The sequence below is a fragment of the Sphingomonas kyungheensis genome, from assembly GCF_037120395.1.
GTDB classification, from domain to species: Bacteria; Pseudomonadota; Alphaproteobacteria; order Sphingomonadales; family Sphingomonadaceae; genus Sphingomonas; species Sphingomonas kyungheensis.
In genome coordinates this window covers 1-13,845 of the sequence record NZ_JBBBDM010000024.1, presented here as the reverse complement: position 1 = coordinate 13,845, position 13,845 = coordinate 1, and the positions used below count along the sequence as shown (strand labels likewise).

Genomic DNA, 13,845 nt, shown 5'->3' with positions numbered 1-13,845 from the left:
TTCGTCAAGACCGGGACGTTCAAGGGCCAGGACAATGACACGATCGGGTTCATCGTCTCCAACACCCATTTCAGCGATCAGCAGATCGACTATCTACGCGACCTGCGCGCCAAGGCGGGCGGCACCGGCTCACCGCACCACGACGAGATCGTCGGCGAGATCAACTACGGCTGGGCCGCGCTGCCCGGTCTCCGTATCCTCCCCAACGTGCAATATGTCATCAACCCCGACCCAATTTATGCGTCCAAGCGCACGACCAACATTCCAAGTGCCATCGTGCTGGGCGTGCGCATCGACGTCAAACTGGCGCAGCTGTTCGGCGGATGAAGACATCCGTGGTTCGGTTGGCGCGGCTCGGCTTATGAAGACAGCTTCAGGTGACGACGACGCTTGTCCGGCGCCTGCGACCCTGCGTGATTTGGTAGACGCTCGTATGGCCGCTCTGGCGGCTTCATAAGCCAGAGTTTCAAGACGGCTGCTGCTCGGTAAAGCCAAGCAGCAAGGTGCCAGCGAGGTCTCGCGCGGTGGACGCGAGTGCCCCGTCGGGCAATTCGCCCGCAGTCCAGAACGACAGCACCCCACGAAAGGCGAAGGCGAGTTGCCCCGGCAAAGATCGTAACGCCTCTTCCCGCCGGGCCGGGATCAACCCGTCTCCCGCGCCGAGCGCGAGCGTCCAGAGCGCCGTCGAGCGTGCCCAGACCTGTCCGGGCGACGAACTGGCGGTACCGAGCAAGCCCATCACCGCGCGGTTGATCGCAGGTTCCTCCAGCATCACCGCCGCCGCCGTATCGATGGCCAGCATGACGCGCGCGGCCGTATCCGTCAGCCGAGGCGCAGCGGCGAAGCGGATTTCCATCGTGTCGATCCGACGCTGGGAGAGCGTCTGCATGATCGCCGCCTTGCATCCGAACTGATTGAACGGTGTCGCGAAACTGACCCCGGCCTCCGCTGCGAGGTCGCGCATCGAAAAGTCGGCCTTGCCGTCGCGGAGCAGCCGTTCGGCCGCGTCGATCACGCGCTGACGCAGCGGCTCGCCTCTGGAGCCGGGGGAAGGAGGATCGATCTTGCTGTTCGCCATGTCCGCATCTATATCATGATATAGGTATTGTGAGTTTGCGGAGTGTAGTCATGACGACCCCCACTTTTAAGACTTTCCTCATCACCGGTGTCAGCTCCGGCCTCGGCAGGGCATTCGCCGAAGGCGCGCTGCACGCCGGCCATCGGGTGATCGGTACCGTGCGCCGCGCTGCCGATGCCGAAGCCTTCGCCGCACTCGCACCCGACCGCGCGCATCCGCTGGTGCTCGACGTGACCGACTTCGATGCCATTCCGGTAGCTGTGACGGCTGCCGAGCGGCAGGTCGGCATCATCGACGTGCTGGTGAACAACGCCGGATATGGCCATGAGGGCGTGCTGGAGGAATCGTCCATCGACGATCTGCATCGGCAATTCTCGGCGAACGTGTTCGGCCCGGTCGCGATGATGAAGGCGGTGCTGCCCGGGATGCGCGAAAGGCGTCGCGGCCGCATCATCAACGTCACGTCCATGGGTGGCTTCATCACCATGCCGGGGATCAGCTTCTACTGCGGCAGCAAGTTTGCCCTGGAGGGCATTTCGGAAGCGCTCGGCAAGGAACTAGCGAGTTTCGGCATCCGGGTGACGGCGCTCGCGCCGGGCCAGTTCCGCACCGATTGGGCCGGCCGGTCCATGGATCGCACGCCACGCACCATCGGCGATTATGACGCGGTGATGGATCCGATCCGTGCCGCGAGGCACGCCAAGAGCGGCAACCAGCCCGGCGATCCGGCAAAGGCCGCGCAGGCCCTGCTCGCACTGGTCGAGTCAGCAAATCCGCCAGTCCGGCTATTCCTGGGCGATGACGCGCTCGACTTGGTCGAACAGAAGTTGGAGGCAATGAAGGTGGAACTCGGCGCTTGGGACACCCTCTCACGCTCGACGAGCTTCGGGTGTGATCGAGGGGCCACGCGTTCGGCTTAGGGCTGCGGTGCACTTGCTGCGCGACAGCTTCGGCCCACCTGCAGACGCTCGGGTCGGGATCCGATGATGTGAGGGAAGCGATCTGATTTCAGGCTCCATGAGGCAATCGGTTTGGGCGAGCTGTTTGGCTGTCTGACGAACAGATGGAGCATCTGCGGCCGTTCTGTCTCGAGAGCTACCGCAAGCCCCGAATTGGCGACCGGCGGTGACCTGACCCCAGTCTTTCATCCAGCGGCAACCAGAGACCGACCGGGTGTTGAGGGTCCCCCGGTTTCTCATCCGGGTCGAGGGTGAGTTTCCGGCGTTCATTCGGCCGCGATCTTGGCCGTGGCAGCAGCATATTCTACCGGCGTCAGCCAGCCAAGCGATGTGTGAGGGCGGCTCTCGTTGTAGTCCCGCCGCCAGGCCTCGATCTTGGCCCGCGCGTCCTCCAGGGACAGGAACCAGTGCGTGTTCAGGCACTCGTCTCGCAGGCGACCGTTGAACGATTCCACGAAGGCATTGTCCGTCGGTTTGCCTGGACGGCTGAAGTCCAGCATGACGCCGTTCTCATAGGCCCATAGGTCGAGCGCCTTCGAGATGAACTCCGGCCCATTGTCCACCCGGATGGTTCGGGGCGCACCGCGGATCGACGAGATCCGCGCCATCACCTCGACCACCTGCTCACTCTTGATGCCCTGGTCGACGTCGATCGCCAGCGCCTCGCGCGTGAACGCGTCCACCACCGTCAGCGCCCGCAGCCGCCGACCGTCGAACAGCGCGTCCGAGATAAAATCCATCGACCACATTTCGTTGGCCGCCGCAGCCGCGGGTTGCCGGTCGCGGTTGGCGGCGCTGACGTTGCGGCGAGGCTTCTTGAGCCGCAGGCTCAGTCCATCATCCCGGTAGAGCCGGTAGACCCTCTTGTGGTTCACGATCCATCCTTCCCTGCGCAGCAGGATGTAGATGCGGAAGTAGCCGTACCGCGTTCGCGTCGCGGCCAGATCACGGATGCGCAGCATCAGCGGTGCCTGATCCGGCCGATGCGACACGTAGCGCACCGACGGCCGGTCGACGCCCAACGCCAGGCAGCTGCGTCGCTCGCTGACGCCGTGAGACGCCTGGACGTGCGCGACGAGCTCGCGCCGTCGTCCAGGCGTCAGGGCTTTTTTGCCAGATCGTCCTGCAGAATATGCTTGTCCAGGCTCAGGTCCGCGACCAGCTGCTTGAGCTTGCGGTTCTCCTCCTCGAGCAGCTTCAACCGCCGCAGCTCGCCCACCCCCAACCCGCCGTACACCTTCCAACGGTAGAACGTCTGCTCCGAGATCCCCATCCGGCGGATCACCTCCGCAACCGACGTACCCGTCTCCGCCTGCTTCAGCGCGAACGCGATCTGCTCTTCCGTGTGCCTCGTCTTCTTCATGTCCAGCTCCTCGCCCGCAGGCTTCAAAGGGCCGGAAAACTCTCACTCAACATGGATGAAAAAACAGGGGGGACGTCAAGCGGCACGCCGACATTTCTTTAGCCCGTATGCATGATGTTCTTGAGCGCCTCTTCGCCGGACATTGCGTCGCACGCTTGTGGCATCGTTATCTTCTGCCAAGCGACGTCTGGAAGGTACGCACAAAGTGGCTGGACAGCTGCAGCGGCATGCAGACCAGCTCGGGGCGATCGGCACTTACCCCGCCATATTTTCAGACCGCGTGCGATATCGTGATGCATTGGGATGGTTGGTCGGTAAAAGCGCCCGATCTTGCGGCCTAACCAAAATCCAGTCATCGGGGTCCGACCGTCACCTTCTCGAAAACGGTCACTCATTCAGGCATAGGTGGTGCCACCCGGCGATTATGCGTGGCACCCAATAAAGAGCGCTATGCGGCCACTTCCCTCGCGACTTGAGCTGCACTGATACCCTCAAGCGCAAGGCCATAGGCGGTGCCTTCCTCAACCAGGCGACGCAGCCGATGGGTCAGCGCCATGCGGGTGTAGCGGCCGGTCAGCGGCGGCAAGGCAGCGATACCGTCGGCGATCTCATGCGCGCGGGCGAGCAGGCGGTCGGCCGGGACGATCTCGTTGACGGCGCCGTATTCCTTGGCTGTCCGCGCATCAAGAATCTGCCGCGTCAGCAGGAAGTAGCGACCACGTACCGATCCGATCACATGCGGCCAGAGGATATGCACGCCGTCGCCTGGCACGATGCCGAAGTCGAAATGCGGCTTATCCTGAAAAACGGTGTCGGGGGTGACCAGGACGATGTCGGCGAGCAGCGCATATTCGCTGTGGAGCAGCACCGGGCCGTTCAGTGCGGCGATCATCGGCACCTCGATATCGAGGATGTTCGACAGCACCTTGCGCCCCTCGCGCAGGATCTTATCGTACCCCTGCGGCGTGAAGAAGTCGAAGCCGTCCGGCTCGATCGCATCCATGAAGGCATTGCCTGATCCGGTCAGGATCACCGCGCGGGTATCCCGGTCCTCGCCGATCTGGTGGAACAGCTCCACGAACTGCTCATGGGTGTGCCCATTGAAGACGAGCTTGCCGCCATCGGTGTGCAGCGCGACTTCCAGCACACCGTTGTCCTTCCGGGTCAGGTGGGCATTCGGAAAGGCATCGCGATAGGTGTCGAACTTGGCCATGGTGCTGATCCTTGATCCTGGCGCGACCGGGTTGGTCGGCATGACGATCAGCTAGGCCAACGAGCGCGGAAGCGGACGACGGCGTGTGGCGATAAGGCTTATGCCGGTTGGGAATAGACCTCGTCGAGTGCGGCTGCGACGAAGCTTGCGAACGCGCGGGCCTTCGCGCTCGCCATGCGCCCAGCCGGGAATACGGCCCAGAGATCGATCGGCGGCAGCGACCAGTCGGTCAGCAGACGCCTGATCCGGCCATCGGCCAGTTCGGGACCGAACATCCAGTCTGACCCGATCGTCAGCCCCATGTCGGCGAGCACCGCCGCGCGAAGGCCCTCCGCCGCATTGACGCGAATCCGGCCATGAACGGTCACCGACGCCTCGGCACCCTCCCGCGTGAAGGACCAGACGTCGGTCAGCTGGCTGTAGATGATGGTCTCGTGGACGGCGAGATCGGCTGGGCTCTCCGGCTCGCCAGCTCGCGCCAGATAGTTGGGCGTTGCGAACACCGACCGCCCGCCGGTCGCCAGCTTGCGTGCGACGGCCGCAGAATCCGGTAAATTGCCCATCCGCAACGAGACATCGATACCTTCTGCGATCAGGTCGATCACCCGATCGTCTAGGATGACGTCGATCTCGAGATCGGGATGATCGTCGAGAAATCGCGGCAGCAGCGGCAAGATGTAGAGCCGGGCGAAAGTCGTCGCGGCCGACACCCGCAGGCAACCGGATAGCCCTGCCCCAGCGCCGCGGGCAGCGAGCTCCGCCTCGTCCGCCTCGCGCAAGGCCGCTTTGGCCCGTTCGTAGAATCGCAGCCCCGCCTCCGTCGGCGTCAACCCGTGGGTGGAGCGGATCAGAAGGCTGACTTGCAGACGCCCCTCCAGCTGCGCGATCGTCTTGGATACGGCGGGCTGGCCGACATTGAGCTGGCGTGCCGCCGCGGAAAAGGAGCCGGTTTCCACGACCCGCACGAGCGTCGCCATCGCTTGATATCGATCCACGTCATTCCTCCTCGGAATGAGCGTTATCGCTCATGGCCTGCTGCCGTGTCGAGCGGGAGCGCGGCATCTGTTCCTCACACCGCCGAGGAGCCCGCCATGATCGACGTCTACGCCTTCGCCACCCCTAACAGCATCAAGGTACTGATCGGTCTGGAGGAACTGCGGCTCGACTACACACTGCACGGCGTCAACGTTCTCAAGGGCGAGCAGAAGGATGCTGCGTTCGTCGCGCTCAATCCCAATGCCAAGGTGCCGGTGCTGGTCGACACGGCGGCCGATAGCGAACGCTTCGTGCTCACCGAGTCCGCGGCGATCCTCGTCTATCTCGCCGAGAGGACGGGCCACCTGCTGCCCGAAAGCGGCGAGGACCGGGCGCGTGTCTTCGAGCAGCTCTTCTTCCATGCCTCCGCGCTCAGCCCCGCCTTCGGCCAGTCCGGCTTCTTCCAGCGCTTTGCCGCAAAGCCGCAGCCGATCGCGATCGACCGCTTCACCACGGAAGCTCGTCGGGTCGTGACGGTCCTGAACGGTGTACTGTCCGAGCGCCGCTTCGTCGCCGGTAGCGAATTCAGCATCGCCGACATCGCCCACTACGGCTGGCTGTGGCGGCGTGAGTTCGCCGGGATCGACTTCGACGATGCGCCGCATGTCGCCCGCTGGTTCGCCGCGATCGACGCCCGCCCCGCCGTCCAGCGCGCGGTCGCCCGCGTCAACGCTCTCGCCCCCTCTGCCTGACCTTCAAATCGAAGGAGAAGACCCATGACCCTGCAAGCCCAGCTCGACGCCTTCAAGACCGACTTCGAAGCCGGCAAACCGCCGTACAACGTCCCGCCATCGGTCATCGAGACGATGCACCGCGCCACGGCCGAACTGATCGCCAGTGGCGCAGCGGGGCGCGCGTTGAAGGCGGGCGACCGGGCACCGGCCTTCACGCTCGATGATCCCGATGGCAAGCCCGTCTCCTCGGCGAAGCTGCTCGCCCAGGGGCCGCTCGTCGTCAGCTTCTATCGCGGCGTGTGGTGCCCCTATTGCAATATGGAGCTGCAGGCCTTGCAGGCCGCATTGCCGGACTTCGAAGCATTGGGCGCAAAGCTCGTGGCCATCTCGCCCCAGACCGCCGTCAACAGCCGCAAGTCGGTACGTCAGAACGCGCTCGGCTTTCCGATCCTCTCGGACACGCACAACGATGTCGCGGCCAGCTTCGGGCTGCGCTTCGAACTGCCGGACTATCTGGTCGAGCTTTACAAGGCGCTGAAGAACGATCTGCCCTCGTTCAACGGCGATCCGAGCTGGACGCTGCCGATGCCGGGCCGCTTCGTGATCGGGCAGGATGGCATCATCCTCTATGCCGAGGTGAACCCCGACTATACGCGCCGCCCAGAGCCCGAAGACATGCTGCCGACACTTCGCCGCGCCGCCAGTGTCGCCGCCTGACCGATCGGCCCGGTCGCCATCGCGACCGGGCCTTCCCGACGGAGCATTCCATGTCCCGCACCTTCCTCGTCACCGGCGCCAGCAAAGGCATCGGCCTGGCGCTCGCCCACCGCCTGGTGCGCGCCGGCGATCATGTCGTCGGTCTTGCGCGTGGCGTCGCGCCGGACTTCCCCGGCACATTCCGCCAGGTCGATCTTGCGGATGCCGAGGCGACCGAGGCGGCCCTTACCGACCTGACGACGCGCTTCGCGTTCGACGGGATCGTCAACAATGTCGGGCTGGTCGCGCCCCAGCGATTGGGCGAGATCGCGCTGCCAGCGCTCGATGAGGTGCTTCGCGTCAACCTCCATCCGGCGGTTCAGGCGGTGCAGGCGCTGCTGCCCGGCATGAGCGCCCGTGGCTGGGGCCGCATCGTCAACATCACCAGCCTCACCGTCCTCGGTGCGGTCGATCGGACCGCCTATGCCGCCGCCAAGGCCGCGCTCGCGAGCTTCACCCGCAGCTGGGCGCTGGAGCTGGCGACAACAGGCATCACCGTCAACGCCGTGTCGCCGGGCCCGACCGAAACCGACCTCTTCCGTGCCAACAATCCGCCGGGCAGCGAAGGCGAACGCCGGTATCTGGCGAACGTGCCCATGCTCCGTTTCGGCCAGCCGAACGAGATCGCCGCAGCGATCGCCTTCCTGCTGTCGGACGATGCCGGGTTCATCACCGGCCAGACGCTGCACGTCGATGGCGGAGCCTCGATCGGCAAGGCCGCGTTCTGACCGCAAAACAATATTGGAGAAGATCATGACCCGACAGACCGTTCTCGTCCTCGGCGCCTCGCGAGGCCTGGGCTTTGCGCTTACCGAAGAATGGCTTGGGCGGGGGTGGCACGTCATCGCCACCGCACGCGGAAGGTCGGACGCGCTCGACCGCCTGAGCGAGCGACATCCCGGAAAGATCGACGTCGAGACGGTCGACATCAACGATGGGGACGGCGTGCGCGCCCTGCATGACCGGCTGCGCGATCGCCGCCTCGACATGCTTTTCATCAACGCTGGCATCGCCCGTGCGATCGAAGCGAGCCCCGCCACCGCCAGCGAGGGCGACTTCCTCGACATGATGCTGACCAATGCCTTCTCGCCGATCCGCGCGGCTGAGGTGCTGCGTGACCTGGTTCCGGAGGGCGGGACCATTGCAGTCATGACGTCCGAACTCGGCAGCATCGCCAATGCGAACGGCGGCTGGCAGCTTTACGCATCCAGCAAGGCCGCGCTCAACATGCTGATGAAGGGGTATGCCGCCAAGCAGGCGCGCGACGGCCACACGCTCCTCCTCGTCGCACCGGGGTGGGTGCGGACGGACATGGGCGGCAGCGACGCCTCCCTTTCGATCGAGGAAAGCATTCCATTGGTCGTCGATATGATCGACGCCAATCGGGGCAAACCCGGGCTTCGCTATGTCGATCGCTTCGACACGACCTTGCCTTGGTGACGAAGCCCGCGGTCACCTCCTGATTCGTCCTCAACTCCGGCCATTCATTCGGGTGGGATGCCATGGACATCAGCATCGGGGCATTCGCCGGAACCGCTCTGGCCAACGGTGACATGTCAGTAGCGGCGTCTTTGCTCGACCCGTCGCCGCTGCAAGGCCAGACGAAGCGGCAGGTCCCACCAGCGGTAAGCGGCAAAGGCGAAGGCTATCGTGAAGGCATAGAGGGCCGCCGCAACCGACACCGTCACCCATGTCGTCGTGCCACCGGCAGCGATCCAATTCATGTATAGGTACACGAAGGGGTAATGCGTGATGTACAGTGGGTAGGATAGCTGTCCTGCCGCACGACACAGGCGGCTCACCACCCGACCGCCGCCCGAATGCCCCCCCAACACGATGATTGCTGGAAACAACAGCAGCACGCACACTGTCTGATACAGGCCGTTGAACTTGAGGCCACCGTAGCTGGGCAACACGGGGGCGGCGAAGATGACGCCGAGGCTCAGACTGAGCGGCACGAAGCCGATACGCCATCGCGGCAGCCGGTCATGTAGGCGGAAGATCAGCAGACCGGTGATGAACGGATAAGCAAGCCGCACGGGCGCGCCCCAAAAATTGGCGAGCCCCCAACCGGTATCGTAAGACCCCAGCGACAGCGCCATCGCCGCGGACATCAGTCCGGCGATAAGCGCCGTTATCGCCAGCGCACGCGTTTCGAGCCGCCGGAGCACCAGCGCATAGGCCAGGTTGCCGATATATTCCTGCAACAGCGTCCAGGCGGGGGCATTCAGCGGATGGCTGTCCCCCAAGCGGTTGGCCAGCGGCGCGGATGGCAAAGCGAACAACGCCATGACGAACGCAAATGCGATGCGTATTCCCGGCGCATTTTGCCGATTGCCCGCGAACGGGTCCGCCACATAGCTGAGCAGCCCGAGCACCGCGCCCAGCACGACGAGGGGATGCAGCCGGATCAACCGGCGGACCAGGAACTGGCGTGTCGACATCGTTCCCCATCGATCGTCATAGGCATAGCCGACGACGAAGCCCGACAGCGCGAAGAAGAAATCGACTGCCAGATACGCATGCGGCAGCAGCAGTCGCGGCGCGTCGAACAGCACCGTGATGCCCTGGATATGGAACGCTACCACCAGCAGCGCTGCGGTGCCGCGCAGCCCATCGAGAACCTCGAAATGAGCCTTGCCGTCGCGGATAACCACGGCATCCGGTGGACACTGCGGGATCATCGTCGTGCTGCTCGTGCGGGGTTACCCACGACTGTCTCTCCAACTGCGACATCACGGGTGACCACGCTGCCGGCGCCGACAATCGCATCGTCACCGATCGTCACGCCGGGCAAGATCAATGCGCCACCGCCGATCCAAACGTTCGCGCCGATCCGGACTGGCCGTCCGAATTCCAGCCGCCGCGCCCGCAGAGCGGGGTCGCGGGGATGGTCGGCGGTCAGGATCTGCACGCCCGGCCCGATCTGCGTACCGGCACCGATATCGACGCGCACGACGTCGAGCACGACGCAGCCGAAGTTTAGGAACGCTCCCGTGCCGAGATAGATGTTATAACCATAGTCGCAGTAGAATGGCGCTCGGACGGTAACCTGTTCTCCGACGTCCCCGATTGCCTCGCGTAGCAATTGATCGCGATCGGCCGCTGAGGCGTCAGCCATGCCGTTGTACCGAGCTATCCACGCCGCCGTGCGCGCCGCGTCGGCGGTCAGTTCGGGATCGTCGGCGGTGTAAAGCTCGCCCGCCAGCATCTTGGTCTTCTCGCTCATCACACTCAGCTCAGATCATGCAGGTCTTTGCCGAGCGGCGGGGTAATCCGCAGATCGGAAAACCGTACACCCAGCCCCTCGCGCTCAGGCGTGCAGGCCATGGGGCCGACGCGATAGGAAGACACCACGGGAAACGGTGCCAATCGAACAAGAGGCCACGTCATGCCATCCGCCGAGACCTGCAAGCGCAGCACACCGTTGGCGACCGTGGCCCGCATCCAAAAATCGCGTGGATCGTGTGCGTAAGGGCTGGTCGCCCAGTCCGAGCGACCATCGGTCAGGACGCTGCTCAACATCGCGCGGCCATCGGACAGTTCGATTCCGGCCTTGATCCAGCGACGCTCGTCGATCCGGATCATGATGCCTGCCTGATCATAAAGCTGTCGATACTCCCCGCGAATGCGCAGCTGCGCCGTGAACGCGGCTGGAGTGGCGAAACCGAGGAAATGACCGGAATCCCGCGTGAAGCCATAATGGGTTTCGCGCCAGAAATCGGTGGCCCGATCGGTGACCAGTGTCATTTCTCCGCTCGCATCGACGTTCCAGCGACGGGGCGCGTTCAGCCAGACGCCGTCGCCTCGCCCCAGCACGGTATGTACCAAGCTACCGCTGCCGCGTGCGATCGACGGGACCGCCAGCGCCGTCGCACCACCCATGACCGTGCGCCGCGATACTATTGCTTCCTGCATGCCCCCCGTCCTCCCTATAGGCTACGGCAGCGAGCGACGCCCGCTGACGAAAGATATGTACAAATGTACATATGTACATATGCTTTGCAAAGGGGGTGCCGTGAGCGGCGGGACGAAGCGGAACGATCCTGAACGTCGACAGCGGATCATCGAAGCGACGCTGGATGTCGTCGCCGAATACGGCGTGACGGGCACCACGCATCGTCGCATCGCGGCGGCTGCAGCCGTCCCGCTAGGGTCCGTCACCTATTATTTCGCGACACTGGACGACCTTATCGCAGCGGCATTTCTGCAATTGGCCGAGCAATCGTCGGAGGAATTTGCGAAGCGGATGGCAATGGCAGGCGATCGGGACAGCGCCAAGGCGGCGATCGTCGCCATCATCGCGGGATCGATATGGGCTACACCGCGCACCTTGCTGCTCAGTTATGAACTCTATGCCTTTGCCGCACGCCATCCGCCCGTCGCCGCGGTGATGCGGCGGTGGATGAGCAACAGTCGCGCGGCGCTCGAGCGCTTCTTTGATCCGTTGACGGCAAGGGCGCTGGACGCGCTGGTCGAGGGCATCGGCATCCACAATTCAATCGACACCGAGCCGCTTGATGAAGATGCCATTCGGATGATTGTGGATCGCATAACCGGCATGGATAACATCATGAGACAAAACTGACGGTTTGGACAAAGCGACTCAAAAACGGACATTCGCGGCCTCTTTTTCGGCTCCTCACCTTCTGCCATTCATTCACGTTGGCAGCGAAGGAGGTACTGAGCCTCAGCCCTGCCGGCTGCCCCGCCAGCTTTTTCAAAAAGGATCGAACGATGGGAATTAAAGGCTTCTCAAAACTCGGCCCTAACGAGCATCGGGACGCGGGACTGATGATTGACATCGCAAGATGGGCATGGCTGATGAGGCGCATGGGGATTGCGACCTCCCCACGAGGCGTCAGCCAGAGCATCGCGTCCAGCACGATCACGCAAGGGACGCATCATGCCTGCTCCAAACGCAATAACACCCGATAAGCTCGCCCGCCTCGTCGCATCGGTCGGTACGAGGACGGCCCCGTCAAGGTGGTGGGCGAGCTGTGGGACAGCCGCGTCTCCGGCGACAATGCAGGGACGCCGCTTTTGACCGGCGAGGTGAATAGGTTCGAGCTCATCCAAGCCTACTATGTCGTATGGAAGCCGACCGCCCCATTCGGGCGCGACACGAACGCGACGATCCAGGCTGGGCGGTTCCTACTCAATCTCGGCTCACGCCGGCTGGTCGCGGCCGACGACTATCGAAATACCACCATTGGCTACACCGGCGTCCGCGCCGATCTCGCCTGGCGCGGTGGGTGGAGGTCGACCGCCATCTACGTGCTGCCGCAACAGCGCCGCCCCGAAGACGTGCCCTCGCTGCGACTGAACAGCGTCGCACCGGATCGCGAGGGTTTCGATCTCGTCCTGTGGGGCGGATTGCTGAGCCGCTCGAAGACAATCGGGCGTGCGACCGTCGAAACTTCGCTCTTCCATCGTGGCGAACGCGACCGGCCAGGCAGACCGACCCGCGACCGGTCGCTCAACACGGGCGCCCTGCGCGTCATTGCCGAACCCATTGCAGGCGGCGTCGACTATGAAGTGGAGGGGATCATTCCGCGCGGACGCATCTCCACAAGCCTCGCCGCCAACGCGCCGCGCCAGGACGTCGCTGCATGGTTCTTGCATGGCGACATCGGCTACACGCTCCAGGGCGGCTGGAAGCCGCGCGTCGCGGTCGAATACGACCATGCGAGCGGAGATCGGCCGGGCGGCGACTACGAACGGTTCGACACGCTGTTCGGCATGCGCCGCGCCGACCTCGCACATGCCGGGCTCTACAACGCCATCATCCGCAGCAATTTCGTCAGTCCGGGCGCGCGGATCGAGGCTACGCCTGACAAGCGGACCAATTTGATGGCCTCGCTCCGTCCGTTCTGGCTGGCGGCGCGCCACGATATATTCTCGTTTACGGGCGTGCGCGACGCGAGCGGCCGATCGGGTTCGTTCGCTGGCACGCAGTTTGACGGGCGGGTACGGCATCACCTGTTGAAGGCGTTGCGCCTCGAACTTGGGCGCGGAAAGACGGTGATGCCCACCATGCGAGTCTTCTATGATACCCGCGATCCAGGTCGTGTGGCTCTCTTTGGCCCGATGGGCGCTGCTTTCTGATGTTTCGTCTAGGCGGCTGCGCTGGTCTATATGCTATGGCTATCGCCGGAAATTGCCACTTTGTCTCGATAACGCAAAAGACGAAGAGGCAGAATGTCTGCGGTGGGGCAAAAGAGACTGCCCCCCTTTGTCACGATGACCCACTACCAGACGTTCAAGCTCCCTTTCCTGTACGCCAACTTCGGACACTCGTTCATCGCATCAAGAAATAGGCCTCTCGTCCCGCCCCGTGTCCGTGATTGTCCGAACCCCCTGGACAGCCGCACTTGGCACGAGCGCAACCTTCTGTATTATGAGACAATGTCTCACCCACTCCTACGCTCCCCGCCCAATCCGGCCAATGCTCCCAGTGCACGCTTCTTCGGCGACATCGGCATAACTCCCGGTGCGCGGGTGCTCGATGTCGGTTGCGGCAATGGTGACCTCAGTCGATTTGTGGCTGGGCTTGCCGGGCCAGACGGCGAAGTCGTGGCGATCGACCGGAGTGAACAGGCGCTGGCGGTAGCGCAAGAGACCGACGCAGACCTGGGTGTCGCGCGCATCCAGTATCGCGCGGTCGATCTTTCGGGTGACTTGCCCGATTGACGTGCCCCCCGTTTCTTCATCCACCTGGAACTAGAGACCGGCCCTTGGAGGGACGGACGGAATGAAACGGAAGC

At 63.8% G+C, this 13,845-nt stretch carries 16 protein-coding genes; 9 read left to right on the top strand and 7 right to left on the bottom strand.

Translation table 11 applies throughout. From position 1 onward, the window contains the following. On the top strand, window positions 1-327 hold a 327-nt coding region (locus V8201_RS18905), incomplete at its 5' end, for a carbohydrate porin (protein WP_336546284.1). A gap of 139 nt (window positions 328-466) precedes the next feature. Here V8201_RS18905 and V8201_RS18900 read toward each other — a convergent pair. After that, window positions 467-1,078: a TetR/AcrR family transcriptional regulator gene (locus tag V8201_RS18900; protein ID WP_336546283.1), complete on the bottom strand. Its 612-nt coding sequence runs from the start codon at window positions 1,076-1,078 to the stop codon at window positions 467-469. 50 nt (window positions 1,079-1,128) lie between these two features. Between V8201_RS18900 and V8201_RS18895 the strand changes: the two genes are divergently transcribed. Then, complete coding sequence (locus V8201_RS18895; protein ID WP_037534796.1) at window positions 1,129-1,998, top strand: oxidoreductase; 870 nt, start codon at window positions 1,129-1,131, stop codon at window positions 1,996-1,998. A gap of 305 nt (window positions 1,999-2,303) precedes the next feature. Here V8201_RS18895 and V8201_RS18890 read toward each other — a convergent pair. From V8201_RS18890 to V8201_RS18880, 3 genes are all read right to left on the bottom strand, one after another. Further along, window positions 2,304-3,400, bottom strand: a protein-coding gene (locus V8201_RS18890; RefSeq protein ID WP_336546282.1) for an IS3 family transposase whose coding sequence is annotated in 2 segments (ribosomal slippage) — window positions 2,304-3,151 and window positions 3,151-3,400 — 1,098 coding nt in all. Because the reading frame shifts where the segments join, the coding sequence is not laid out codon by codon here. 448 nt (window positions 3,401-3,848) lie between these two features. Beyond that, a complete protein-coding gene (locus V8201_RS18885; protein WP_271299027.1) occupies window positions 3,849-4,613 on the bottom strand; it encodes an enoyl-CoA hydratase/isomerase family protein in 765 nt (254 codons plus the stop codon). A gap of 98 nt (window positions 4,614-4,711) precedes the next feature. Further along, window positions 4,712-5,590 (bottom strand): LysR family transcriptional regulator, encoded by an 879-nt coding sequence (locus tag V8201_RS18880; protein ID WP_336546281.1) that lies wholly within the window; start codon window positions 5,588-5,590, stop codon window positions 4,712-4,714. Window positions 5,591-5,704: 114 nt separating this feature from the next. On the opposite strand from V8201_RS18880, the gene V8201_RS18875 reads away from it, so the two are divergent. From V8201_RS18875 to V8201_RS18860, 4 genes are read left to right on the top strand one after another with little or no spacing between them, the layout of a single operon-like run. Further along, a complete protein-coding gene (locus tag V8201_RS18875) occupies window positions 5,705-6,340 on the top strand; it encodes a glutathione S-transferase family protein (protein WP_037534800.1) in 636 nt (211 codons plus the stop codon). A 24-nt stretch (window positions 6,341-6,364) separates the two neighbouring features. After that, window positions 6,365-7,039: a peroxiredoxin-like family protein gene (locus V8201_RS18870; protein WP_336546280.1), complete on the top strand. Its 675-nt coding sequence runs from the start codon at window positions 6,365-6,367 to the stop codon at window positions 7,037-7,039. Between the two features lie 50 nt (window positions 7,040-7,089). Next, a complete protein-coding gene (locus V8201_RS18865; protein ID WP_336546279.1) occupies window positions 7,090-7,806 on the top strand; it encodes an SDR family oxidoreductase in 717 nt (238 codons plus the stop codon). Between the two features lie 25 nt (window positions 7,807-7,831). After that, window positions 7,832-8,518: an SDR family NAD(P)-dependent oxidoreductase gene (locus V8201_RS18860; RefSeq protein WP_336546278.1), complete on the top strand. Its 687-nt coding sequence runs from the start codon at window positions 7,832-7,834 to the stop codon at window positions 8,516-8,518. Between the two features lie 116 nt (window positions 8,519-8,634). On the opposite strand, the gene V8201_RS18855 is transcribed toward V8201_RS18860, so the two are convergent. From V8201_RS18855 to V8201_RS18845, 3 genes are read right to left on the bottom strand one after another with little or no spacing between them, the layout of a single operon-like run. Beyond that, a complete protein-coding gene (locus V8201_RS18855) occupies window positions 8,635-9,762 on the bottom strand; it encodes an acyltransferase family protein (protein WP_336546277.1) in 1,128 nt (375 codons plus the stop codon). Next, window positions 9,759-10,307 carry a sugar O-acetyltransferase gene (locus V8201_RS18850; RefSeq protein ID WP_271299033.1) on the bottom strand — a complete coding sequence of 183 codons (549 nt, stop codon included), beginning with the start codon at window positions 10,305-10,307 and terminating at the stop codon, window positions 9,759-9,761. Before V8201_RS18850 ends, V8201_RS18855 begins: the two co-directional genes overlap by 4 nt. A gap of 5 nt (window positions 10,308-10,312) precedes the next feature. Continuing rightward, a complete protein-coding gene (locus V8201_RS18845; RefSeq protein ID WP_037534804.1) occupies window positions 10,313-10,996 on the bottom strand; it encodes a DUF1349 domain-containing protein in 684 nt (227 codons plus the stop codon). 100 nt (window positions 10,997-11,096) lie between these two features. On the opposite strand from V8201_RS18845, the gene V8201_RS18840 reads away from it, so the two are divergent. The 3 genes from V8201_RS18840 (at window position 11,097) to V8201_RS19085 (ending at window position 13,771) form a co-directional block, all read left to right on the top strand. Then, window positions 11,097-11,666 carry a TetR/AcrR family transcriptional regulator gene (locus V8201_RS18840; protein ID WP_336546275.1) on the top strand — a complete coding sequence of 190 codons (570 nt, stop codon included), beginning with the start codon at window positions 11,097-11,099 and terminating at the stop codon, window positions 11,664-11,666. 368 nt (window positions 11,667-12,034) lie between these two features. After that, a complete protein-coding gene (locus V8201_RS18835) occupies window positions 12,035-13,186 on the top strand; it encodes an alginate export family protein (RefSeq protein ID WP_336546285.1) in 1,152 nt (383 codons plus the stop codon). A gap of 93 nt (window positions 13,187-13,279) precedes the next feature. Beyond that, window positions 13,280-13,771, top strand: coding sequence for a methyltransferase domain-containing protein (locus V8201_RS19085; RefSeq protein ID WP_373276505.1), 492 nt, complete (start codon window positions 13,280-13,282; stop codon window positions 13,769-13,771). The last annotated feature ends 74 nt before the right edge of the window (window positions 13,772-13,845 follow it).